The organism is Xanthobacter sp. 91, from assembly GCF_000702385.1.
Taxonomy (GTDB): Bacteria; Pseudomonadota; Alphaproteobacteria; order Rhizobiales; family Xanthobacteraceae; genus Xanthobacter; species Xanthobacter aminoxidans.
Map to the genome: position 1 here is coordinate 2,053,347 of NZ_JNIB01000001.1, position 23,789 is coordinate 2,077,135.

General features: G+C 69.1%; 20 protein-coding genes. 13 read left to right on the forward strand and 7 right to left on the reverse strand.

Features of this window, described 5'->3' with window-relative positions:
* The first annotated feature begins 162 nt into the window (after positions 1-162).
* The 3 genes from A37E_RS0109790 (at position 163) to A37E_RS0109800 (ending at position 3,393) form a co-directional block, all read left to right on the forward strand.
* On the forward strand, positions 163-1,509 hold the full coding sequence (locus A37E_RS0109790) for a D-alanyl-D-alanine carboxypeptidase family protein (RefSeq protein ID WP_029556416.1): 1,347 nt from the start codon (positions 163-165) through the stop codon (positions 1,507-1,509).
* Positions 1,510-1,669: 160 nt separating this feature from the next.
* On the forward strand, positions 1,670-2,839 hold the full coding sequence (locus A37E_RS0109795) for a GTP-binding protein (RefSeq protein WP_051678911.1): 1,170 nt from the start codon (positions 1,670-1,672) through the stop codon (positions 2,837-2,839).
* Positions 2,836-3,393, forward strand: coding sequence for a DUF924 family protein (locus A37E_RS0109800; protein ID WP_029556418.1), 558 nt, complete (start codon positions 2,836-2,838; stop codon positions 3,391-3,393). The genes A37E_RS0109795 and A37E_RS0109800 overlap by 4 nt, the downstream gene beginning before the upstream one ends.
* Here the strand turns inward: A37E_RS0109800 and A37E_RS0109805 are convergent.
* Positions 3,383-4,606: a TIGR03862 family flavoprotein gene (locus tag A37E_RS0109805; RefSeq protein WP_029556419.1), complete on the reverse strand. Its 1,224-nt coding sequence runs from the start codon at positions 4,604-4,606 to the stop codon at positions 3,383-3,385. The two genes, A37E_RS0109800 and A37E_RS0109805, sit on opposite strands and share 11 nt — an antisense overlap.
* A 180-nt stretch (positions 4,607-4,786) precedes the next feature.
* Here A37E_RS0109805 and A37E_RS0109810 point away from each other — a divergent pair, with 180 nt between their 5' ends.
* Positions 4,787-6,655, forward strand: a complete 1,869-nt coding sequence (locus tag A37E_RS0109810; RefSeq protein WP_029556420.1) for a DNA polymerase III subunit gamma/tau — start codon at positions 4,787-4,789, stop codon at positions 6,653-6,655.
* 17 nt (positions 6,656-6,672) lie between these two features.
* A complete protein-coding gene (locus A37E_RS0109815; protein WP_029556421.1) occupies positions 6,673-6,993 on the forward strand; it encodes a YbaB/EbfC family nucleoid-associated protein in 321 nt (106 codons plus the stop codon).
* Positions 6,994-6,995: 2 nt separating this feature from the next.
* Here the strand turns inward: A37E_RS0109815 and A37E_RS0109820 are convergent, their stop codons facing one another.
* The 5 genes from A37E_RS0109820 to A37E_RS0109840 all read right to left on the reverse strand — a co-directional run bounded on the left by A37E_RS0109820 (position 6,996) and on the right by A37E_RS0109840 (position 11,728).
* Entirely contained in the window at positions 6,996-7,763 is a 768-nt protein-coding gene (locus A37E_RS0109820; RefSeq protein WP_029556422.1) for an RES family NAD+ phosphorylase, read from the reverse strand.
* Positions 7,723-8,103 carry an antitoxin Xre/MbcA/ParS toxin-binding domain-containing protein gene (locus A37E_RS0109825; RefSeq protein WP_029556423.1) on the reverse strand — a complete coding sequence of 127 codons (381 nt, stop codon included), beginning with the start codon at positions 8,101-8,103 and terminating at the stop codon, positions 7,723-7,725. The genes A37E_RS0109820 and A37E_RS0109825 overlap by 41 nt, the downstream gene beginning before the upstream one ends.
* A 146-nt stretch (positions 8,104-8,249) precedes the next feature.
* Complete coding sequence (gene pnp / locus A37E_RS0109830) at positions 8,250-10,430, reverse strand: polyribonucleotide nucleotidyltransferase (protein WP_029556424.1); 2,181 nt, start codon at positions 10,428-10,430, stop codon at positions 8,250-8,252.
* Positions 10,431-10,663: 233 nt separating this feature from the next.
* Positions 10,664-10,933 carry a 30S ribosomal protein S15 gene (rpsO, locus tag A37E_RS0109835; RefSeq protein ID WP_024281319.1) on the reverse strand — a complete coding sequence of 90 codons (270 nt, stop codon included), beginning with the start codon at positions 10,931-10,933 and terminating at the stop codon, positions 10,664-10,666.
* A 357-nt stretch (positions 10,934-11,290) separates the two neighbouring features.
* Positions 11,291-11,728 carry a heme-binding protein gene (locus A37E_RS0109840; RefSeq protein ID WP_029556425.1) on the reverse strand — a complete coding sequence of 146 codons (438 nt, stop codon included), beginning with the start codon at positions 11,726-11,728 and terminating at the stop codon, positions 11,291-11,293.
* Between the two features lie 183 nt (positions 11,729-11,911).
* Between A37E_RS0109840 and A37E_RS0109845 the strand changes: the two genes are divergently transcribed.
* The 8 genes from A37E_RS0109845 (at position 11,912) to A37E_RS0109880 (ending at position 22,885) form a co-directional block, all read left to right on the forward strand.
* The gene (locus A37E_RS0109845) at positions 11,912-12,424 is read left to right on the forward strand and encodes a universal stress protein (protein ID WP_029556426.1); all 513 of its coding nucleotides are present in this window, start codon (positions 11,912-11,914) and stop codon (positions 12,422-12,424) included.
* A 627-nt stretch (positions 12,425-13,051) separates the two neighbouring features.
* Entirely contained in the window at positions 13,052-13,912 is an 861-nt protein-coding gene (gene rimP / locus A37E_RS25265; protein WP_024281316.1) for a ribosome maturation factor RimP, read from the forward strand.
* Complete coding sequence (gene nusA, locus A37E_RS0109855) at positions 13,912-15,504, forward strand: transcription termination factor NusA (protein ID WP_029556427.1); 1,593 nt, start codon at positions 13,912-13,914, stop codon at positions 15,502-15,504. The genes rimP and nusA overlap by 1 nt, the downstream gene beginning before the upstream one ends.
* Positions 15,505-15,524: 20 nt before the next feature.
* The gene (locus A37E_RS0109860) at positions 15,525-16,289 is read left to right on the forward strand and encodes an RNA-binding protein (protein ID WP_245279305.1); all 765 of its coding nucleotides are present in this window, start codon (positions 15,525-15,527) and stop codon (positions 16,287-16,289) included.
* The gene (gene infB / locus A37E_RS0109865) at positions 16,286-19,471 is read left to right on the forward strand and encodes a translation initiation factor IF-2 (RefSeq protein WP_029556429.1); all 3,186 of its coding nucleotides are present in this window, start codon (positions 16,286-16,288) and stop codon (positions 19,469-19,471) included. Before A37E_RS0109860 ends, infB begins: the two co-directional genes overlap by 4 nt.
* Before the next feature lie 170 nt (positions 19,472-19,641).
* On the forward strand, positions 19,642-20,097 hold the full coding sequence (gene rbfA, locus A37E_RS0109870; RefSeq protein WP_024281313.1) for a 30S ribosome-binding factor RbfA: 456 nt from the start codon (positions 19,642-19,644) through the stop codon (positions 20,095-20,097).
* Positions 20,094-21,200 carry a tRNA pseudouridine(55) synthase TruB gene (truB, locus tag A37E_RS0109875; RefSeq protein WP_029556430.1) on the forward strand — a complete coding sequence of 369 codons (1,107 nt, stop codon included), beginning with the start codon at positions 20,094-20,096 and terminating at the stop codon, positions 21,198-21,200. Before rbfA ends, truB begins: the two co-directional genes overlap by 4 nt.
* A 77-nt stretch (positions 21,201-21,277) precedes the next feature.
* Positions 21,278-22,885, forward strand: coding sequence for an ABC transporter substrate-binding protein (locus A37E_RS0109880; protein WP_029556431.1), 1,608 nt, complete (start codon positions 21,278-21,280; stop codon positions 22,883-22,885).
* Positions 22,886-22,963: 78 nt separating this feature from the next.
* Here the strand turns inward: A37E_RS0109880 and A37E_RS0109885 are convergent, their stop codons facing one another.
* Positions 22,964-23,566, reverse strand: coding sequence for a malonic semialdehyde reductase (locus A37E_RS0109885; protein WP_029556432.1), 603 nt, complete (start codon positions 23,564-23,566; stop codon positions 22,964-22,966).
* Positions 23,567-23,789 lie beyond the last annotated feature (223 nt).

Sequence of the window (23,789 nt, forward strand, 5' to 3'; positions counted from 1 at the left end):
GGTTTCGCGCGTTCAAGGAGTGCGGCTGAATTGTGGCAGACTAGGCGAGGCTTCGACCTGTGCCGCACCGGCCGTGCGCCCCATTGCGCCTTTTCCGCGCAAGCGAAACCGGTTATGGAAGGACAGTTCCTGCGCGCGATTTCTCAACAGGGAGCGGATCGGTTGGCGCCCACGACATCACGTTTCGCCCTCCGAGCCTCGTTTGTCGGCTGCCTGCTGGCCGCTTTCGGGCTTGTGCTTGCTGCCGGTGTCCCGGCCCGCGCCAACCCGATCCTGCTGGTGGAGGCCGATACCGGCCGGGTGATCGAGCAGAAGGAGGCCGGGCGTCCCTGGCATCCCGCTTCCGTCACCAAGCTGATGACGGTCTATGTGGCGCTCAACGCCGTGCGCAACGGCCGGCTGAAGTTCGATACGCCGATCACCGTCTCGCCCGCGGCCGCGGCGCAGCAGCCCTCCAAGATGGGCTTCAAGGTCGGCACCGTCGTCACCCTCGACAACGCCTTGAAGATGGTTCTGGTGAAGTCGGCCAACGACATGGCCTGGCTGGTGGGTGAGGGCGTCGCCGGCTCCATGCCGGCCTTCGTCGCCGAGATGAACGCCACCGCCGCGCACCTCGGCATGACCGGCACCCATTTCGAGAATCCGAACGGCCTGCCGGACCCGGCGCAGGTGACCACCGCCCGCGACCTCGCCATCCTGGCGCGCGCCATCATCTATCATTTCCCCGAGCAGGAAGCGCTGTTCCGCATCCCGGCCATCAAGATCGGCAAGGTGGTGCTGCGCAACTACAACCGCCTGATCGACCGCTATCCCGGCGCGGACGGCATGAAGACCGGCTTCGTCTGCGGCTCCGGCTACAATCTCGTCGCCACTGCCACGCGCGGCAACAAGCGCCTCATTGCCGTCATCCTCGGCGCCCGCTCCGGTACCGCCCGCACCGAGCAGGCGGCGCTGATGTTCGAGAAGGGCTTCCAGTCGTCCTGGTCGGTGTTCGGTGCCGCCGCCCCGCTTTTGTCCGCGCTCCCCAACAGCGGCGGGCCGATCTATGACATGCGGGCGGAAGTGTGCGGCGGCAAGCGTGCCGTGACCGCCTCCGAGGCGGACGACGAGCCCGATCCGCAGACCGGCTCCAGCTTCTCCTTCGCGACGCCCGCTCTGCCCAAGTCCGGTGCCGAGCTGCTGCAGACCCTGCCGCCCTCCATGCCGCCGGTTCCGGTCTATGTGGGCACGCGCAATGCGGTGGAGGATTTCGCCACCGCCTACGAACCGGACCCGCCGAAGAAGCCCAAGGCCGCCGCCGGATCGAAGGCGGACAGCAAGTCGGCCTCCACCGCCGACAAGCCCAAGACGGGCGGTGAAAAGGCGAGCGGGGATGCCGCCAAGAAGCCGGCCAAGCCGCAGGGCGCCGTCGCGGCCGGCAGCAGTGCGACGCCGAAGCCCAAGCCGAAGCCGGCCCCCGCGCCCGCCAATCCCGAGGCCGCCGCTCCCGCGCCCAAACCGGCGACGTAAGTCGCCGGTTCAAGCGCAAGGTTCGGCGACGCAAGTCGCCGGTTCGCCCAACAGGTTCGGCGACATAAGGCACCGGTCCAAACCGTCACGGTACCCTTGACCCGGCAGACCGTCTCGTAGAGGCAGGAGGCAATCGATCCCTCCTTCCGAGAGACACCCCATGCCGGGCTCCTCCGACGCCTTCCCTTCAGAAGGCGCATCCGCCACCGAAGCCACCGTGCCGCGCCGCGGGCCGCCTGATCCCATCGCCGTCACCGTGCTCACCGGCTTCCTCGGCGCCGGCAAGACGACGCTGCTCAACGCGCTCCTCGCCGATCCGGCACTGGCCGACACCGCCGTCCTCATCAACGAGTTCGGCGAGGTAGGGCTGGACCATCTGTTCGTGCGGCCGGTGGAAGAGGGCATCGTGATGCTCTCCTCCGGCTGCCTGTGCTGCACCGTGCGGGGCGATCTGGTCGCCGCGCTGGAGGACCTGCTGCGCGGTCGCGACAACGATCGCCTGCCGCCTTTCTCCCGCGTCGTCATCGAGACCACCGGCCTCGCCGATCCGGCCCCGGTGATCCACACGCTGATGACCCACCCCTATCTTGGCCTACGCTACCGGCTCGACGGCATCGTCTGCGTGGTGGATGCGGTCAACGGCGACGCCACCCTCGATGCCCATGACGAGGCGGTGAAGCAGGCGGCGGTGGCCGACCGCATCGTCCTCACCAAGTCCGACCTGGTGACGGACACCGAGGCTCTCGATGCGCTGAAGACGCGGCTGCATCGCCTCGCTCCGGCGGCGAAGATCGTCGATGCGGCGGCGGGGGAGGCGACGGCGGACGCCCTGCTCGGCGCCGGCCTGTTCGATGCGAAGACGCGGATCCCGGACGTCGCCCGCTGGCTCGCCGCCGAGGACGTGGCCGCCGCGCAGGCCGAGGTCGATCCCGCCGGCCTCGATCCCAACCGCCACGACAGCCGCATCCGCGCCTTCACCCTCGCCACCGATGCCGCGATCCCCGCGGCGACTCTCGATCTCTTTCTGGAGTTGCTGCGCGGCACCCATGGCGCCAAGCTGTTGCGCATGAAGGGCATCGTGAAGCTCGCCGAGGAACCGGAGACGCCGGTGGTGATTCATGCCGTGCAGCATGTGATGCACCCGCCCGCCCGCCTTCCCGGCTGGCCCGACGATGACCACAGGAGCCGCCTCGTGATGATCGTGCGCGACCTCGACCCCAAGGTGATCGCCCGCCTGTTCAACGCCTTCCTCGGCATTCCGCAAGTGGATATGCCGGATCGCGCCGCGCTCACCGACAATCCGCTGGCGCCTCCGGGGATGGCCCGATGAGCGCGCCCGTCCCCATCCCCGAGGCGGTGCTCTCCTTCTGGCAGGCCGCCGGCCGTGAGAAGTGGTTCGGCGGCGGTCCGGCCTTCGACGCGGAGGTGCGCGAAGTCCTGCTGCCGGCCCATGAGGCGGCGGCGGAAAGCGCCCTCGACGGCTGGCAGGGCACCGCGCCCGGCGCGCTCGCCCGCATCATCCTGCTGGATCAGGTGCCGCGAAATGTCTTCCGGGGCACGCCGCAGGCCTTCGCCACCGATGCCATGGCGCTGGCGGCGGCGGAGAAGGCGGTGGATCGCGGCTTCGACAAGGACCCTTCCATTCCGGATGCGCTGCGGAGCTTCTTCTATCTGCCCTTCATGCATGCCGAGGACCGGGCGGCGCAGGCGCGATGCGTGGCGCTCTATCGGGCGCTGGGGCAGGAGGACGGGCTGCGCTTCGCGCTCATCCATCAGGAGTGCATCGACCGCTTCGGCCGCTTCCCCCACCGCAACGCCATCCTCGGCCGCGAGACCACGCCGGAAGAGTCGGACTATCTCGCGAACGGCGGCTTCAGCGGCTGAGGCGCGCCCTTGCGCCTTCTCCGGCGGCCCGGCCGGTGGCGATGACCGCCTGAAGGAGGTAGCCGCCCGTGGGCGCCTCCCAATCCAGCATCTCGCCGGCGACGAACACCGGCGGGAGGTGCGGCGGCAGGCCGTTGAGCGAAAAGTCCCGGCCGATGCACTCCCAGGCGATGCCGCCGGCGGATGAGATGGCCCGCTCCAGCCCGGCATGGCCGGTGATGGTGAGCGGCAGCGCCTTGACGAGGCGGGCCAGCGTCGCCGGATCTGGCCGCGCCGGACCGGTCGCCTCGCGGATGAGCCCCACCGCCACGGGCGCCAGCCCCGCCGCCTTGCGCAGGAAGGTGGAGAGGGAGGCGCTGCCCGGCCCACCGCCGAGCCGCCGCGCCAGCTCTGCGCCATCGAGGTCGGGCCGCAGGTCCACATGCAGCGTCACGGGTCCGTGCACCAGCGCCCGCCGGAGCGGCGCGGAAAGGGCGTAGATGGCGCCGCCTTCGAGGCCGGCCGCGCTCACCATGGCCTCGCCCTTCACCGTCACGCCGTTGAACGTAAGCGCGATGCGCTTCAGCGGCGTGCCCGCGAACCTCTGCCGGAAAACCTCGGACCACGGGACGAGGACGCCCATATTGGCCGGCACGAAGTCGTTCATCCTCACGCCGAGGGCGCGCAGCACTGGCACGAAGCCGCCATCCGATCCCAGCCGCGGCCAGGAGGCGCCGCCGAGGGCGAGAATGACCGCATCGGCCTTCACCGCTGCCGGACCATCCGGCGTGGCGAACAGGAGCGCGCCGCTCGTGTCGAAGCCCCGCCACTCATGCCGGGGATGGAAGGTGACGCCGTTGGCCGCCAGCCGGCCCAGCCAGGCGCGCAGCAAAGGCGAGGCCTTGAAGCTTTTCGGGAAGACGCGGCCGCTGGAGCCGACGAACGTTTCTTCCCCCAGCCCCGCCGCCCAGTCGCGCAGCGCCTGGGGCGGGAAAGCCGCGAGCGCGGGGGCGAGGCGCTCCGCCGCCATGCCATAGCGGGCGCGGAAGGCGTCTGCCGGCTCGGAATGGGTGAGGTTCAGACCCCCGCGCCCCGCCATCAGGAATTTCCGCGCGGCGGAGGGCATGCGGTCATAGAGCGCCACCCGCACTCCTGCGGCCGACAGCACCTCGGCGGCCGCGAGCCCGGCGGGACCGGCGCCGATGATGGCGATGAACGGGGCAGGCTGGGTCACGATCAGGTCCGGCGTTTGGGGGCGACCGGGTGTAAGCACGACCGCGCGCCGGACGCCAGCTTTCTCGGCCCGTCCAAGGGCAAAGCCGTGGACGGTGGGGATTTGCCGCCCCGCCCATCGACGTGCGGGCGCGCGATGCTATGTATGGGGAGGGCCAGCGCCGGCCCTGAAGGCGGCCAGATGAGCGACGAGCAGCACACCGACGACCAGCAGGACGGACCGGGCTTCGACCTCGGCCTGCCCGAAGCTGCGCCGCCGTCGGCGCCGGCCGCCGCTCCAACACCCGCCGCAGCCTCGCCTGGCGCCTATCGCGTGCTGGCGCGCAAGTACCGCCCGCAGAATTTCGCGGACCTGATTGGCCAGGAGGCCATGGTCCGCACCCTGCGCAACGCCTTCTCCTCGGGGCGGATCGCGCAGGCCTATATCCTCACCGGCGTGCGCGGTGTGGGCAAGACCACCACCGCCCGCATCCTCGCCCGCGCCCTCAATTACGAACCGGCGGACGGCGCCGCCGGCGGCCCGAGTCTCGATCTCGCGCTGATGGGCAAGCATTGCCGCGACATCATCGAATCCCGCCATGTGGACGTGATGGAGATGGACGCCGCGTCCAACACCTCCATCAACGATATCCGCGAGATCATCGAGAGCGCGCGCTACCGCCCGGTGATGGCGCGCTACAAGGTCTACATCATCGACGAAGTGCACATGCTCTCCACGGCGGCCTTCAACGGGCTGCTGAAGACGCTGGAAGAGCCGCCGGAGCATGTGAAGTTCATCTTCGCCACCACCGAGATCCGCAAGGTGCCCGTCACCGTGCTGTCCCGCTGCCAGCGCTTCGATCTGCGCCGGGTCGAGGCGGGGACGCTGGCCGCGCACCTCTCCGGCATCTGCGCCCGCGAGGGCGTCACCATCGAGCCGGAGGCGCTCTCCATCGTCGCCCGCGCGGCCGAGGGCTCGGTGCGCGACAGCCTGTCCCTGCTGGATCAAGCCATTGCCCATGGCGGCGGCACGGTGAGCGCGGATGAGGTCCGCCGCCTCCTCGGCCTCGCCGACAAGGGCCGCGTCATCGACCTGTTCGAGGCGCTGATGAAGGGCGAGATCGCCCGGGCGCTGGCGGAATTCCGCGACCAGTACGATTCCGGCGCCGACTCTGCCGTCATCCTCACCGACCTTGCGGATTTCACCCATCTCGTCACACGCCTGAAGATCGTGCCCGACGCGGCCGACGACGCGGCGCTGGTGGAGGCCGAGCGCGTGCGCGGGTCGGAGATGGCGCAGGGCCTCTCCATGCGGGTGCTGGCTCGTGCCTGGCAGATGCTGTCGAAGGGCATCGGCGAAGTGCAGCAGGCGCCGAAGCCCGCCCAGGCGGCGGAGATGGTGCTGGTGCGCCTCGCCTATGCCGCGGACCTTCCGACCCCGGACGACGCGCTGCGGCGGCTGAAGGACCAGCCTGCGCCCGCGCCCGCCGCTCCGTCGCAGCCCTCCGGCGGTGGTGGTGGCGGTGGCGGTCCGCGCCTTTCCCTCGCCCCCCGCCCGGTGGAAGCCCATTCCCAGCCGCGCACGGAGATCCGGACCGATGCGCGCGCGGCCATGCCCGCCGAGGGACCGCGGCTCGGCAGCCTTGCCGATGTGGCGGCGCTCGCCGCAGCCCGCCGCGACCTCGCCCTCAAGCACGGCATCGAGACGCAGCTGCGCCCGGTCCATGTGGAGGACGGGCGCATGGAGGTGGCGCTGGTGCCCGGCGCGCCGGGCAGCCTCATTCAGGATCTCTCCCGCAAGCTCAACGAATGGACCGGCCGACGTTGGATGGTCTCGGTCTCCTCCCAGGCCGGCGGGCCGACGCTGGCGGAGGAGAATGCGGCGGTCAAAGCCGAGCGGGAGGAGGGCATCAAGGCCCATCCTTTGGTGGCCGCCGTGCTCGCCCGCTTCCCCGGTGCCGAGGTGGTGGACGTGCGCACCCGCGAGGAGCCCCCCGCCGACGAGGGCCTCGCGCCCTCCGAAGAGGATTACCTCGCCGGCCCCGGTGCCGACGACGAGATCGAATTCTAGACAGGGATGACAGCACCATGCGCGACCTCATGGGCATGATGAAGCAGGCCAAGGAACTGCAGGACCGCATGCAGCAGATGCAGGCGGAACTGGAGACCGTCGAGGTGGACGGGGCCTCCGGCGGCGGTCTCGTCTCGGTGCGCGTCACGGCCAAGGGCGAATGCAAGGCGGTGCGCATCGACCCTTCGCTGGTGAAGCCGGACGAGGTGGAGATCCTCGAAGACCTCATCGTCGCCGCCCTGGCCGATGCCCGCGGCAAGGCCGAGCGGGTGATGCAGGAGAAGATGAAGTCGCTGACCGGCGGGCTGGCCTTGCCGCCGGGGCTGAACCTGTTCTGACTTCAGCGCTCCCAGACCATGCCGGCAAGGCGCGGGTCGGCGGAAAACGCCTCCCGCCCGAAGGAGAGCCGCTGGCGCGGCGCCTCGCACACGGCTGAGACGCCCGTGCGGCCAATCAGCATGTGCCATGTCCGGCGCTCCACCGGAGCCGGCGCGGCGAATGCCCCGCAGGTCAGCACGGCGAGGTTCGCCCCGGCATCGGGATCGCGCACGGAGCGGTAGCGGATGATCTCCACCGCCGCCGCCCGTGCCGCATCGGCGAGGTGCTGGCAGGGCGCGTAGTCGATGGGGTGGGTCCAGGCCGCGCTCTCTCTGCTCAGCGGCGCCCTGGTGAGATCGAGGTGGCGGTCCGTCCGCACCTCGGCGGCGAAGGCGGTGTACTGGCCGGCGCTCTGCGGCCAGGGGGTGCCCGGCGATTCCGCGAAGAACAGCAGGCGGTAGAAGGCCAGCTCCGCCAGCGCCGTCTCAGGTCGCTCCGCCGCGTAGTAGACGCCGGGCGTGCGGCCAGCGCGTCGGAAGCGCGAGCCGTGGGGGTAGGGCGGCTCGTAGCGGAAGGGCGTGAACAGCAGATAGTCGAGATGCCGGCACTCCGGCGGCAGGGGCGGCTTGGTGGCCTCGATGAGGTCTTCCAGCACCTTCTGCTCGTCGGTGTCGTCCACCAGCTTGAGCGTGGACGTGAGGTGCTGCGCCTCCACCAGCCGCCAGCAGCGCCCGGCATAGGGCCGCGCCTCAGAGGACAGCGCGTCGGGCGTCCAGATAGGCGATGACATCCATCAATCCCGGAATGGTCCTGATCTTCTCGATGGGGGCGGCGTCCAGCGCGGTGTTGGGGCTGGCGAGCCACGCGCGGGCGATGCGCTCGTCCCCGCCGGCGATGGCATCCAGCGAGCGGAACAGGCGGACGAACAGGATTGCCAGCTCGAACGGCTTGGTGCCGGCCTCCAGCGTGAATTCGCCCTTCTTCATGCGAGTCAGCGAGGCGGGGCTGAGGCCGATGACGGCGGCAAGCGTCGCGCCCGTGACGCCCAGCCGATCGGCGGCGCGCAGCAGCGCCTTGGTCAGCACGACGCCCTGGTTGAGAGGGACGTCGGCGAGAGCGGCAGCGCGCATGGGGCCTCCCGGTGCATTCATATAGAAAGAATAACACGAGATAATTTCTATGGGAATATCTTCGCGCTTGGGGACGGCCGTGCGGCTCCGAAAAGAAAAGGGCGGCCTCGCGGCCGCCCCTCTCGATTCAACGCTGATGCGGAAGATCACTCCGCCGCGCCGGCCTCGCCTTCGGAGGCGGTGCGGCCGGCTTCGCGCTCGGCCTTGGCCTTGGCTTCGAGATCCTCGCCGGTGGTCTGGTCGACCACCTTCATGGACAGGCGGGTCTTGCCGCGCTCGTCGAAGCCCATGAGCTTCACCTTCACCTTGTCGCCTTCCTTGACGACGTCGGAGGGCTTGGCGACGCGCTCGTTGGCCATCTGCGACACGTGGACGAGGCCGTCCTTGGAGCCGAAGAAGTTCACGAAGGCGCCGAAGTCCACCACCTTCACGACGGTGCCCTCATAGATCTGGCCCACTTCCGGCTCGGAAGCGATGGACTTGATCCAGTTGATGGCGGCCTTGATCGAGTCGCCGTTGGCGGACGCGATCTTGATGGTGCCGTCGTCCTCGATGTTGATCTTGGCGCCGGTCTTCTCGACGATCTCGCGGATCACCTTGCCGCCGGAGCCGATCACTTCGCGGATCTTATCCACGGCGATCTTCATCACCTCGATGCGCGGGGCGTGCTCGCCGAGTTCCGCGCGGGCGGTGGTGAGGGCCTTCGCCATCTCGCCGAGGATGTGGACGCGGCCGTCCTTCGCCTGGGTGAGGGCGACCTTCATGATCTCCTCGGTGATGCCGGCGATCTTGATGTCCATCTGGAGCGAGGTCACGCCCTGCTCCGTGCCGGCCACCTTGAAGTCCATGTCGCCGAGGTGATCCTCGTCGCCGAGGATGTCGGAGAGCACCGCGAACTTCTGATCCTCGAGGATCAGGCCCATGGCGATGCCCGCCACCGGACGGCGCAGCGGCACGCCGGCATCCATCAGCGCCAGCGAGGTGCCGCAGACGGTGGCCATGGAGGACGAGCCGTTGGACTCGAGGATCTCCGACACCACGCGCAGGGTGTAGGGGAACTCGTGCTTGGCCGGCAGCATGGGATGGATGGCGCGCCAGGCGAGCTTGCCGTGGCCGATCTCGCGGCGGCCGGGCGAACCCATGCGGCCGGTCTCGCCCACGGAGAAGGGCGGGAAGTTGTAGTGCAGCAGGAAGTGCTCCTTGTAGGTGCCTTCCAGGCTGTCGATGAACTGCTCATCCTCGCCGGTGCCGAGGGTGGCGACCACGAGGGCCTGCGTCTCGCCGCGGGTGAACAGGGCAGAGCCGTGGGCGCGCGGCAGGATGCCGACCTCGGAGACGATCGGGCGCACGGTGCGCACGTCGCGGCCGTCGATGCGGATGCCGTCGTCGAGGATGTTCCAGCGCACGATCTTGGCTTCGAGCGCCTTGAACACCTCGGAGACCACCTGCGGGTTCGGCACGGACGTGCCGCCGATGGCGAGCTCCTCGTAATACTTCTTCACCTTGGACTTGGCAGCGCCGACGGCGGCGTAGCGTTCCTGCTTCTGCTTGATCTTGTAGGCGGTGCGCAGATCGTGCTCGGCGATCTCCTTCACCTTGGCCTCGATCTCCGAGACGTCGAGCGGCGCGAAGGTGCGGGGCTCCTTGGCGGCCTTCTCGGCGAGCTTGATGATGGCCTCGATCACCGGCTGGAAGTGGCGGTGGCCGAACATCACGGCGCCGAGCATGATCTCCTCGGGCAGCTCTTTCGCTTCCGATTCCACCATCAGCACCGCGTCGCCCGTGCCGGCGACCACGAGGTCGAGGGAGCTTTCCTTCACCTCGTCCACGGTGGGATTGAGCACGTATTCATTGTCGATGAAGCCGACGCGGGCGGCGCCCACCGGACCCATGAAGGGAATGCCGGAGAGGGTCAGAGCGGCGGAGGCGGCGACCAGGGCGACCACGTCCGGATCGTTCTCAAGGTCATGCGCCAGAACGGTGACGACTACCTGGGTGTCGCACTTGTAGCCCTCGGGGAAGAGGGGGCGGATCGGGCGGTCGATGAGGCGGGAGACCAGCGTCTCCTTCTCGGACGGACGACCCTCGCGCTTGAAGTAGCCGCCGGGGATGCGGCCGGCCGCGTAGGTCTTTTCCTGGTAGTTCACGGTCAGCGGGAAGAAGTCCTGGCCCGGCTTCGGCTCCTTGGCCGAAACGACGGTGGCGAGAACCTTGGTGTCGCCGTAGGTGGCCAGCACGGAGCCGTCGGCCTGGCGGGCCATCTTGCCCGTCTCGAGGGTGAGGGTGGTTCCGCCCCAGTCCAGCTCTTCGCGGTGGATGTCGAACATGTCTTGCTCTTTCAGTTCAGGCGCGAACGAAAAAAGCCATGAGCAAGACGGCCGGACGCGCCGCGCGAAGCCAAACCCTCATACGGGGGCTCCGACGGTTGCGTCCGGCGATCCTGCCATGGCTTCTTCCATTCACGGACCCGCAGCAGGCCCCATGCCCGCTGCGTATATGCGCCCCCGTGGCGGGGGGCGCGCGGCGCCAGCCTGTCGCCGGCCGGCGCCGGAAACCGGCGTCAGCGGCGGATGCCCAGACGCCCGATGAGGGACTTGTAGCGGCCCTCGTCCTTCTTCTTCAGATAGTCGAGGAGGCTGCGCCGCTGCGAGACGAGCTTGAGCAGCCCGCGACGCGAGTGGTTGTCCTTGTTGTGGGACTTGAAGTGCTCGGTGAGGTTGGTGATGCGCTCGGTGAGGATCGCCACCTGCACCTCGGGCGAACCCGTGTCGCCGTCCTTGGCACCAAAGTCCTTGATGAGCGCCTGCTTGCGCTCTGCCGTGATCGACATCGGTCAATCCTTTCAACAGAGAGTGGGAAGGAGCCGGAAGCCCTGGCGCCACGTTCCTCCAGAAGTCCCTTCAGGAGGTAGCAGCGGGCTCTCGGTCTCCGCTCGGCCGGGCCGGGATGTCGTCCAGCACGGTCGAGGCTGCGCGAAACGCAGGGCCGGTCCAGCGACCGCCCGTTGCCGTTTCCGTATGGCTATCAGCATATTATGCTGCCAACAGAAAACGCGGCGCCCCGAGGGGCACCGTCCGCGCGGCGGACTATAGCCAAATTTCCGCGCCCGGCCAGCGGAATGTTTCGCCGCCTCCGGGCGCCGGGTCGGCCGGCCTCGTCAGTCCGCGCCTTGGTCGGGCGAGGTCGCTCAGTCCGCGCCCTGGTCGGGCACGTGGCCGGCGGCGGTGATGCCGGCGATGGCGCAGGCCTCGTCATTGTCGGAGGTGTCGCCGGAGATGCCGACCACGCCGATCACCTTGCCATCCCCGGAGCGGATCAGCACGCCGCCCGGCACCGGGATCAGCGAGCCGCCGATGGCGGACGTGGCGGCGGCGATGAAGAAGGGCTGGTCCTTCGCCCGCTTGAACAGCGCCCGCGAGCCCATGCCCAGCGCCAGCGCGCCCTTCGCCTTGCCGAGGGCGATGTCCATGCGGTTGAGGCTGGTGCCGTCCTCGGAGCCGGCCGCCTTGAGCGCGCCGCGCGCGTCCAGAACGCAGACGGCGAGCGGGTTCATGCCGCCAGCCCGGGCATGGGCGAGCGCGGTCGTGACGATGGTCTGGGCCTGTTCGAGCTTGAGTTCCGACACGCCTTGGTCCTTTCCCCTTCGGACGCCGGGCGGCGTCGCGATTGCCTCTGACGCTTCCCTCTAGCCCATGCGGGGCCCGATGCGAACCGGGTGGGGAGGGGCGGAAAATCCTCTCCCCCGCGCCCCCGCCGCCGTGCCACCATGGGCGGCCCCGCCCCAGAGATCCGATCCGGGAGAGCCGTCATGATCCCCACGCGGACCGTAGCCCCGCGCCAGAGTCGCGAACCCGGGCATCGTCGCAAGTTCCTGGTGGTGGTGGACGATACGCCGGAATGCGACCGCGCCGTCTATTACGCCGCCCGCCGCGCCGCCGGCACCGAGGGCGGGGTGGTGATGCTGGGCGTTCTGGAGCTTGAGGGTGTCAGCCAGCAGTGGCTCGGCGTCGCCGACCTGATGCGGGCCGAGGCCCATGAGGAGATGGAGGCGCGGCTCGCAAAATATGTCGCGCGGGCGCGGCAGGTGGCCGGCGTCGCCCCGGAGACCGTGATCCGCGAGGGCGCTCTGGCGGAGGCGATCGGTTCCGTGATCCAGGAGGACCGCGATATCGCTATTCTGGTGCTTGCCGCCGGGACCGGAAAGGATGGGCCGGGGCCGCTGGTGGCCTCGCTCGCCGCCGGCCATGCGGCGCGGTTTCCCATCCCCGTCACCATCGTGCCGGGGGCGTTGACCGATCAGGAGCTGGACGGACTGGCCTGAGAGCGTAAACCGCCGGGACGGATCGCTCCGTCCCGGCGGTCGCGCGGCCCGGCGAGAAACGCAAGGACTTGATCCTCGCTCGGGACGGCGGTTCGAATGTCTGGTTGATCCGGCAGCTTTGGCGGATCGGGCGCGGCAGGCCTGACGCGGACGGGCCATCGAGATGGGCGATGGCGGGCTCTTCGGCGCCGGGCGTCGCCATCGACGGGTCGAGGCGAAGCGCGGTCGGCGGGCTTGAACACCCCGCGTGCGGCGCAATTGCGGCGGTCCGGTCCGGGGGCGGCGGAGGTGCCATGCGCGAATCGCAGGTCATTGCCGGCAAAGCGGTAACTTGAACGCCGGACTTGCGTGTCCGGCATTTCCGTCTATATTAGCGCCGTCCCCCATGGGGATGCCTCAGCGCCATCGCAGTCGAAGGTGATGAGAGTGGGCCCCGGTCGGGACCCGCTCCTTTTCTGCTTATCCGGTGTCCAACGGCATCGGGATGCGCCCTTCGGGGTGCCGGGCGGGCCTGATGGCCATATGAATTTCGGGCGCCGGTGCCGAGCCGCCGCGTCCGGCGGAAAATGAACCAGCGGACGACGCCCGGCGGCAAGCCGGCGCGAAGCGATCCGCACCCGGAGTGACATGACCGAGATCAACGCCGTGCTCGACGATCCCAACGAGCCGCGCCTCATCACCGAGACCGGAGTGGCGGCCCGCATCGCCGCCATCGCCTCCGGCGTGCTCGGCGGCCTCGGCTATCGGCTGGTCCGCGTGAAGGTGACGAACCGCGACGGCGGCACCGTGCAGATCATGGCCGAGCGCCCCGACGGCACCATGTCCATCGACGATTGCGAGGCCGCCTCGCGCGCCCTGTCGCCGGTGCTCGATGTTGAAGACCCCATCACCAGCGCCTACCGCCTGGAAATGTCCTCGCCCGGCATCGACCGGCCGCTGGTGCGGTTGTCGGATTTCGTGCGCTGGGCGGGCCACGAGGTGAAGGTGGAGATGAGCGTGCCGGTGGACAGCCGCAAGCGCTTCCGCGGCATCCTCACCGGCGCCGAGGACGGCGATGCGCTGGTGCGTCGCACCGATGCGCGCGCCGACGAGGAACCCACCGTCCGCCTGCCGCTCCGCGACATCCACGATGCCCGCCTCGTGCTCACCGACGCGCTGATCCGCGAGGCGCTGCGCGCGGCGAAGGCCGCCGGTCAGGAGCTGGACGAGGAGGCCGAGGACTTCCTCGATACCGTCGATCCGCTGGAGGCCGACGACACGTTCGAGCCGGGCGATCTGGACGACGATGCGGAAGAGGCTCCGGCCAAGCCGGCCCGCGGCCCCGTCGCCAACAAGGGCGCCACGGGCAAGGTCGCCGGCAAGAAGGCGAAGAAGTCCAAGGTTGCGGGCAAGAAGCCCGATGGAAAGAAGTCCAACGCCAAGAAGAAGGCGGGCCTCGAGACGGCCGCCTCCTCGGCCAACGCCAGCAGCGTGAAGGAGAAGCACTGATGGTCGCCGTCAGCGCAAACCGGCTGGAGCTCCTGCAGATCGCCGATGCGGTCGCGCGGGAGAAGTCCATCGACCGCAGCATCGTCATCGCCGCCATGGAAGATGCCATCGCCAAGGCCGCGCGCTCGCGCTACGGCCAGGAGACGGACATCCACGCCGACATCAACTCCAAGACCGGCGAGCTGCGCCTCGCGCGCCACCTGCTCGTGGTGGACGAGGTGGAGAATACCGCCACCGAGATCACGCTGGATGGCGCCCGCCGCCACAATCCCGCGGCGCAGGTGGGCGACACCATCGCCGACACCCTGCCGCCCTTCGATTTCGGCCGCATCGCCGCGCAGAGCGCGAAGCAGGTCATCGTGCAGAAGGTGCGCGAGGCCGAGCGCGACCGGCAGTATGACGAATACAAGGACCGCATCGGCGACGTGCTGAACGGCCTCGTGAAGCGCGTCGAGTACGGCAACGTGGTGGTGGATCTCGGCCGCGGCGAAGGCATCCTGCGCCGCGACGAGCTGCTGCCCCGCGAGACGGTGAAGACCGGCGACCGCATCCGCGCCTACATCTACGACGTGCGCCGCGAGCCGCGCGGCCCGCAGATCTTCCTCTCCCGCACGCATCCCCAGTTCATGGCGAAGCTGTTCGCGCAGGAAGTGCCGGAAATCTACGACGGCATCGTCGAGATCAAGGCCGTGGCCCGCGATCCCGGCTCCCGCGCCAAGATCGCCGTCATCTCCCGCGACCAGTCGGTGGACCCGGTCGGCGCCTGCGTGGGCATGCGCGGCTCGCGCGTGCAGGCGGTGGTGAACGAGCTGCAGGGCGAGAAGATCGACATCATCCCCTGGAACCCGGATATCGCTACCTTCATCGTCAACGCCCTTGCCCCCGCCGAGGTGGTGAAGGTGGTGCTCGACGAGGAGCGCGAGCGCATCGAGGTGGTGGTGCCTGACGCCCAGCTGTCGCTGGCCATCGGCCGTCGCGGCCAGAACGTGCGCCTCGCCACCCAGCTCACCGGCTGGGACATCGACATCATGACCGAGCAGGAGGAGAGCGAGCGGCGGCAGAAGGAATTCGCCGAGCGCACCAAGATGTTCTCCGAGGCCCTCGATCTCGACGAGATGATGGGCCAGCTGCTCACCTCCGAGGGCTTCACCTCGGTGGAGGAGATCGCCTACGTGCCGATCTCCGAACTCGCCTCCATCGAAGGCTTCGACGAGGACACCGCCGCCGAGCTGCAGTCCCGCGCCCTCAAGCACCTCGCCGAAGTGGAAGAGGCGCTCGACGCCCGCCGCAAGGAGCTGGGTGTCGAGGACGAAGTGAAGACCGTGCCCGGCGTCACCTCGAAGATGCTGGTGGCCTTCGGCGAGAACGACATCAAGACGATCGAGGATCTCGCTGGCTGCGCCACCGACGATCTCGTCGGCTGGAGCGAGCGCAAGGACGGCGAGACCATCCGCCATGCCGGCGCTCTGGACGGTTTCGAGTTCTCCCGCGAGGACGCCGAAGCCCTCATCATGCAGGCCCGCGTCGCCGCGGGCTGGATCGAGGCCGAGCCTGAAGCCGAGGGCGAAGACGCCCCGGCCGAAGACGCCTGAGCCTAAGGAGATGACCACTGGTGCCCGCGATACTGGACGAGGACGAGACGGACGGGGGGCCGCGCAGCTTGTCTGCGGCGCGGGCGCCTCTGTCACGCCTGTGCCTCGCCACGCGGCGGGTGCTGCCGGTGGCGGACATGATGCGCTTCGTGGTGGCGCCCGACGGCGCCATCATCCCGGATCTTTCGCGTAAGCTTCCCGGCCGTGGGGCCTGGGTGGGTGCCACCCGGGCCGATTTCGACGCGGCGCTGAAGAAGAAGGCCTTCGGCCGCGCCTTCAAGGGCCGTGGCAAGGCTGCGCCTGATCTTGCCGATCTGGTTGATCGGCTCATCTATAAAGACGCGCTCGCCGCCCTCTCCCTCGCCAACAAGGCGGGACGGGTCGTGACGGGCCACACCAAGGTCGAGGCGGCCCTGGGCACCGGCGATGTGCTGGTCGTCCTCAACGCCAGTGACGCGCGCCCGGACGGGGTGCGCAAGCTCAATGCCCTCCTGCGACAGGTCGAGGCTGCCGGTTTCCGCGCGGCTGCCGTGGTCGATTGCTTTCCCGGCATCGATTTGGACTTGGCGTTAGGGCGGTCAAATGTGGTACATGCGGCGCTGCTCGCGCATCCGACGGCCAAAGGGTTTCTGGAGCGCTGCCACAGGCTCTCGCGTTGGCGGACGGGTACGTCCATCGGCGAGACGCTCGGGCAGGGTCCAAACCCCAGCCATGGCAACGATTTGAGCCATGGTGCTGATCTCCCGCATGACCCCGGCCGGATGCAAGGAACGGATACGGAATGAACGACACCAAGACCCCAGGCGACAAGACGCTGCATCCCGCCCCCGGCAAGACGCTCACGCTGAAGCGCCCGGTGGAGCAGGGAACGGTGCGCCAAAGCTTCAGCCATGGCCGCTCCAAGGCGGTTGTGGTGGAGAAGGTGAAGCGCCGCGTCATCGCCCCAGGTGAGGCTGGCCACGGGAGCGCGCCTGCGGCGCCGGCTCCGGCTGCCCCGCCTGCGCAGGCGAAGGCGCCTGTCGCTCCGGCTCCGGCTCCGGCCCCTGCTGCGGCCGCCCGTCCTGTGCCGCCCGCTCCCGCCCCGGCGCCCGCGGCTGTCGCCCCTGCCGCTCCTGCGCCCGCCGCTCCGGTGGAGGCCAAGGCCCCGGTGGATGCGCCGGCTGCCGCTCCGGCTCCCGCGCCCGCTCCGGCAGAAGCCAAGGCCCCGGCCGCACCCGCTGCCGAGGCGGTCGCTGCACCTGTGGCCGCTCCTGCGCCCGCGGCGCCTGCCGCTGCCGAGCCGGCTCCCGCCAAGCCGGAGGCGGCGCTTGCTGCGCCCGCTCCCGTCGCCGCTGCCCCTGCTGCCGCGCCGAAGCCGGCTGCGCCCGCTCCCGCCGCGGCCCGTCCTGCGGCGGCCTCCGGCCCGCGTCCCGCCGAGGGATCGCGGTCGGGTTCCGGCCAGCCGTCCCGTACCGGCTCGTCCGGCCAGTCGTCTTCGCGTCCCAACGCTCCGCCGCGTCCCGGCCAGCCGCCGCGGTCCGGCGGTCCGGGTTCGGATCGTGACCGCCGTCCCGGCGGCGGTGGTGGTCCCTCGCGTCCCGGCCAGCAGCGTCCCGGCGGTTCGGGCGTGGTGCTGCGCACGCTGACCGAGGAAGAGCGCAACGCCCGCGCCAGCGCGCTGGCCGACGCCCGCGTCCGCGCGGTCGAAGAGCAGCGCATGGCCGAAGAGCGCCGCGCTGCCGAGGAGGAGGCTCGTCGCCGCGCCGAGCGCGAGCGTGCCGAGCGCGCCGAGCGTGAGGCCGCCGAGGCCCGCAAGCGCGAGGACGAGGCCCGCCGCGCCCAGGAAGAAGACAAGAAGCGCAAGGCCGAGCAGGAAGCGCGCAAGCGCTTCGGCGGCGAGGAGCAGGGTGCGAGCGCCCGTCCCGCCGGCACGACCACCGCGCGTCCGCTCACCCCGCGTCCGGCTGGTACCACCGCTCCGGCGGAAGGTGGCAGCGAGGAAGAGGAGCGCCGTGGGGGCGGTGCCGTCCGCCGCGGCCCCGCCGCGCGTCCGGTCGCCCCGGTCAAGGTGCCCCGTGCGCCCGCCGGCCAGGAGAAGCAGCGCGGCCGCCTGACGCTCGTCACCGCCCAGTCGGGTGAAGAAGAGCGCCAGCGTTCGGTCGCCTCGTTCCGCCGCCGCACCCAGCGCATGACCGGGCACCGGCAGCAGGAGAGCAAGGAAAAGATCGCCCGCGAGGTGATCCTGCCCGAGACCATCACCATCCAGGAACTCGCCAACCGCATGTCGGAGCGGGCCGTGGACGTGATCCGCATGCTGATGAAGCAGGGGCAGATGGTGAAGATCACCGACGTGATCGACGCCGATACCGCCGAGCTCATCGCCGAGGATCTCGGCCACACCGTCCGCCGCGTGTCGGAGAGCGACGTCGAGGAAGGCCTGTTCGATACCCCGGACGCCCCCGAGACCCTGCTGCCGCGCCCGGCCGTCGTGACCATCATGGGCCACGTCGACCACGGCAAGACCTCGCTGCTCGACGCCATCCGCAAGGCCAACGTGGTGTCCGGCGAGGCCGGCGGCATCACCCAGCACATCGGCGCCTACCAGGTGACCGCGCCCTCGGGCTCGAAGATCACCTTCATCGACACCCCGGGCCACGCCGCCTTCACCGCCATGCGTGCCCGTGGCGCCAAGGTGACGGACATCGTGGTGCTGGTGGTGGCGGCCGACGACGGCGTGATGCCCCAGACGGTGGAAGCCATCAACCACGCCCGCGCGGCGCGGGTGCCGCTGATCGTGGCGATCAACAAGATCGACAAGCCCGGCGCCAAGCCCGAGCGCGTGCGCTCCGAACTGCTTCAGTACGAAGTGCAGGTGGAGAGCATGGGCGGCGAGACGCTCGAGGTGGAGGTCTCCGCCAAGGAGCATCTCAACCTCGACAAGCTCTTGGAGGCCATCGCCCTCCAGTCGGAACTGCTCGACCTGCGCGCCAATCCCAACCGCGACGCCGAAGGCACCGTGGTGGAAGCCAAGCTCGATCGCGGCCGGGGCCCCGTGGCCACCGTCCTCGTCCAGCGCGGTACCTTGCACGTGGGCGACATCGTGGTGGCCGGTGCCGAGTGGGGCCGCGTGCGCGCCCTCATCTCCGACACCGGTGCCACCGTGGACGCGGCCGGCCCCTCCCTGCCCGTGGAGGTGCTGGGCTTCAACGGCACGCCGGAGGCGGGTGACCGCCTCGCGGTGGTGGAGAACGAAGCCCGCGCCCGCGAGATCACCGATTACCGCCAGCGCCAGAAGCGCGAGAAGGCGGCGGCCCGTTCCGCCACCATCCGCGGCTCGCTGGAGCAGATGATGAGCCAGGTGAAGGCTTCGGGGCGGAAGGAATTCCCCCTCATCATCAAGGGCGACGTGTCGGGCTCGGTGGAAGCCATCATCGGCGCGCTGGAGAAGGTCGGCAACGACGAGGTGCAGGCCCGCATCATCCATTCCGGCGCGGGCGGCATCAACGAAAGCGACGTGACGCTGGCGGAAACCTCCGGCGCCGCGATCATCGCCTTCAACGTGCGCGCCAACAAGGAAGCGCGCGACGCGGCCGATCGGGCGGGTATCGAGATCCGCTACTACAACATCATCTACGACCTCGTGGATGACGTGAAGAAGGCCATGAGCGGCCTGCTCGCGCCCATCAACCGCGAGACCATGCTGGGCAACGCCCTCATCAAGGAGATCTTCCTGGTCTCCAAGGTGGGCAAGGTGGCGGGCTGCCAGGTCACCGACGGTATCGTGGAGAAGGGCCAGCACGTGCGCCTGATCCGCGACAACGTCGTGATCCACGAGGGCAAGCTTGCGACGCTCAACCGCTTCAAGGATGCGGTGAACACCGTGAACGCCGGCCAGGATTGCGGCATGTCCTTCGAGAACTACCAGGACATGCGCGCTGGCGACGTGATCGAGTGCTACCGCGTCGAGGTGATCCAGCGCTCGCTGTGACCTGACGACGGGCGCAATGCTCGACGTTTCCGCCTCCGGTCTCTTCCCCGAACGGGAAAAGGCCGGAGGCGTCGACGCTTAACCGGAACGGTACGGTCCAAGCCCGTCCGCTCCACAATCGAGGAGAAGGCGCCACGGCTTTGCCGGCGCCGAACGAAGCAGAAGCAAAAATGAAACCCGATACCCGCACGGGAGGCGGCCCCTCCCAGCGCATGCTGCGCGTGGGCGAGCTTGTCCGCCATGCCCTGGCCGACGTGCTGTCCCGCGGCGACCATATCGATCCGGTGCTCGCCGGGCACATCATCACGGTGCCCGAGGTGCGCATGTCGCCGGATCTCAAGATCGCCACCTGCTACGTCATGCCCCTCGGCGGCAAGGACATCACGCCCGTCATCAAGGCGCTGGCCGACAATGCCCGCCGCCTGCGCACCGAGGTGGCGCGGCGCGTGGAGCTGAAGAGCGTGCCCGAGCTGCGCTTTCGCAAGGATACGTCCTTCGACGAGGGCGCGCGCATGGACGCCCTCCTGCGCTCCCCCCAGGTGCAGCGCGACCTCGATGCCCTTGAGAGCCATTCCGAGGACGCGCCCGACCAGACTCCGACCGACAAAGAGACCGACGCCGAATGACCGTCCGAGCCACTGCCGAAGCCGCGGCTGAAGCCGCCGCCGAGCCCATCGTTGAATCCGTTGTCGAGACCGCCCTCGCTCCTGAAGCGGCCGAAGCGCCTCCCACCGGTGATGCCCCCCGCGCCAGCCGCGAGCAGGACAACCGCCCCCGCGCGCCCAAGCGCGACCTCGATGGCTGGGTGCTGCTCGACAAGCCCACCGGTATGACCTCCACCCAGGCGGTGGCGGTGGTGAAGCGCATCTTCGGGGCCAAGAAGGCCGGACATGCCGGCACCCTCGACCCGCTGGCCTCCGGCTGCCTGCCCATCGCCTTCGGCGAGGCCACCAAGACCGTTCCCTATGTGATGGACGGCCGCAAGACCTACCGTTTCACCGTGCGCTTCGGCACCGAGACGGACACGGACGATTCCGAGGGCAAGGCGGTGGAAACCTCCGACCTGCGCCCCTCGGACGACGAGATCATCGCGGCGCTGCCCACCTTCCGCGGCGAGATCATGCAGGTGCCGCCGGCCTATTCGGCGCTCAAGATCGGCGGCGAGCGCGCCTATGACCTCGCCCGTGAGGGCGAGGAGGTGAAGCTGGAGGCGCGCCCCGTCACCATCTTCCGCATCGAGCTGATGGACCGTCCGGACGCCGACCATGCGGTGCTGGAGGCCGAGTGCGGCAAGGGCACCTATGTGCGCGCCATCGCCCGCGACCTCGGCCGCATGCTGGGTTCGCGCGGCCACATCTGCCAGCTGCGCCGCGCCTGCGTCGGGCCGTTCCTGGAGGAGCGTCTCGTGCCCCTCGACGAGCTGCGCGACCGTGCCGAGGCCAGCGAAGAGGCGCTGATGGATGCGCTCGATCCGGTGGCCGTGGCGCTGGAGGAGATTCCCCAGCTCAACGTGACGCCGCAGGAGGCCCATCGCCTGCGCTGCGGCCAGAGCATCATCCTGCGCGGCCGCGACGCCCCCATCGTCGAGGGCCATGTGGCGGTGTCCTGCCAGGGCGCGCTCATCGCCATCGGCGACGGCGAGAACGGCGAGGTGTTTCCGCACCGCGTGTTCAACTGGGGCAAGTCCTCGGGCAAGTCCTCGAACCGGCCGCCCCGCCGCAACCGCTGACGCCCGTTTCGCAAAGCGAAGCATACGGCATATCTCTTGCCTTCCTTCCGTGGGGCTTACTCACGGAAGGACGATAGATGCTGCGTTTCCGGACGCTTCGAACCTCTCTTGCCGCCGCGCTTTTCCTCGGTCTTGCCGGGGCGGCGCCGGCGGGCGCGGAGAGCGTGGTCCGCTATGGCATCTCCATGGCGGACATTCCGCAGACCACCGGTCAGCCCGATCGTGGGGCAGGTGCCTATCAATTCACCGGCTACACCCTGTACGACCCGCTGGTCGCCTGGGAGATGAACGTGGCCGACCGGCCCGGCAAGCTGGTGCCTGGCCTTGCCACCGAGTGGAAGGTGGACCCGGCCGACCCCAGGAAGTGGCTGTTCACCCTGCGCAAGGGCGTGAAGTTCCACGACGGTTCGGACTTCAATGCCGATGCCGTGGTGTGGAACCTCGACAAGGTGCTGGACGAGAAGGCACCCCAGTTCGACAAGCGCCAGTCCGCCCAGGTGAAGACCCGCCTGCCGTCCATCGCCTCCTGGCGCAAGGTGGACGACATGACGGTGGAGATCACCACCAAGGACGTGGATTCGTTCTTCCCCTACCAGATGCTCTGGTTCCTGGTGTCGAGCCCGGCCCAGTACGAGAAGCTCGGCAAGGACTGGGACAAGTTCGCCCAGAACCCCTCCGGCACCGGTCCCTTCAAGCAGGGCAAGCTGGTGCCGCGCGAGCGGCTGGAGCTGGTCAAGAACCCCGACTACTGGGACAAGTCCCGCCTGCCCAAGACCGACCGGATGATCCTTATCCCCATGCCGGAGGCGCTGACCCGCACCAACGCGCTGCTCGCCGGGCAGGTGGACCTGATCGAGACCCCCGCGCCCGACGCCGTGCCGCAGCTCAAGGCCGCGGGCATGAAGCTCGTGACCAACGTCACCCCGCACGTGTGGAACTACCACCTCTCCATGCTGCCCGGCTCGCCCTGGACCGACATCCGCCTGCGCAAGGCGCTGAACCTCGCGGTGGACCGCGAGGGCGTGGTGGAGCTGATGAACGGCCTCGCCCAGCCCGCCAAGGGGCAGGTGGACAAGACCAGCCCGTGGTTCGGCAAGCCCACCTTCGACCTCAAATATGATCCCGAGGCCGCCAAGAAGCTGGTGCAGGAGGCGGGCTATTCCAAGGAAAAGCCGCTCAAGACCACCTTCATCATCGCCGCCGGCGGCACCGGACAGATGCTGTCCCTGCCCATGAACGAGTTCCTGCAGGCGAGCTTCAAGGAGATCGGCATCGACGTGGAGTTCAAGGTGGTGGAGCTGGAAGCGCTCTACACCGCCTGGCGCAAGGGGGCGAAGGACCCCATGAACGAGGGCATCACCTCGAACAACATCGCTTATGTCACCTCTGACCCGCTCTACGCCCTCATCCGCTTCTTCGATTCGCGGCAGGTGGCGCCGGTGGGCGTGAACTGGGGCTACTACTCCAACCCCAAGGTGGACGCCCTCATCGACGAGGCGAAGCGCACCTTCGACACCAATAAGCAGGACGAATTGCTCGCCCAGGTGCACCAGCAGGTGGTGGACGATGCCGTGCTGGTCTGGGTGGTGCACGACGTGAACCCGCACGCCCTCTCCCCCAAGGTGAAGAGCTTCGTGCAGGCCCAGCACTGGTTCCAGGACCTCACCACCATCGGCCTCAACTGAGGCCTTCTCAGCTGAGGCCTTGGGCCCAAACGCAAAGGGCGCCCCGCGGGGCGCCCTTTTTTCGTTCTGGAGCTGAGATCAGAGAATCTGCGCGGCGTCCTCGAAGGCGAGTCGCGGCAGGCGGGGCATCACCTTGGAGGCATCGCCATGGCCGATGGCCGCGATGAAATTGGTCTTGGTGGTGCCACCAGGGAAGAATTCGGCATCCACCTTCGCCGCGTCGAAGCCGGAGACGGGGCCGACATCGAGGCCGAGCGCGCGGGCGGCGAGGATGAGATAGGCGCCCTGCAGCGAGGAATTGCGGAAGGCGTGGGGCTCGATCATCCCGGGATTGTTGATGAACAGGTCGCGGAACTGCGGGTAGTGCGGAAACAGCTCGGGGATCTTGTCGTGGAAGTCGAGGGCGTAGCCGATGATGGCCACCACCGGCGCGGCGAGGATCTTGTGGTTGCTCTCCGGCAGGGCAGGGCGCAGGCGCTCCTTGGCTTCCGGGGTGGTGAGGAACACGTAGCGGGCCGGCTGGGTGTTGGCGGAGGTCGGGCCGTACTTCACCAGATCATAGAGGGCGCGCACTTCAGCCTCGCTGACCGGGGCATCGGTCCAGCCATTCTGGGTGCGGGCGGAAAGGAACAGGCGGTCGATGGCGGCGGCATCGATGGCCGGAGTGACGGTCTGCGACATGGGGGGCATCCTGTTTGAACCGGCGAGGGCGCGGAGGTGCGCGGGTGGTGCTCAGGACGTAGGACCGCACCCCCGCGCCGGCAACGGCCCCGCTCCGCAAGAGGCCATTGCATTCGTGCAATGCCGTAACGGGAGGCGCGATTCATCACCGGGACTGATCGGATCGCCACTTCATTTGATGGCGCACGGGCGCGCCGAGGCTCTATAAGTCGCGCCGGCGCAC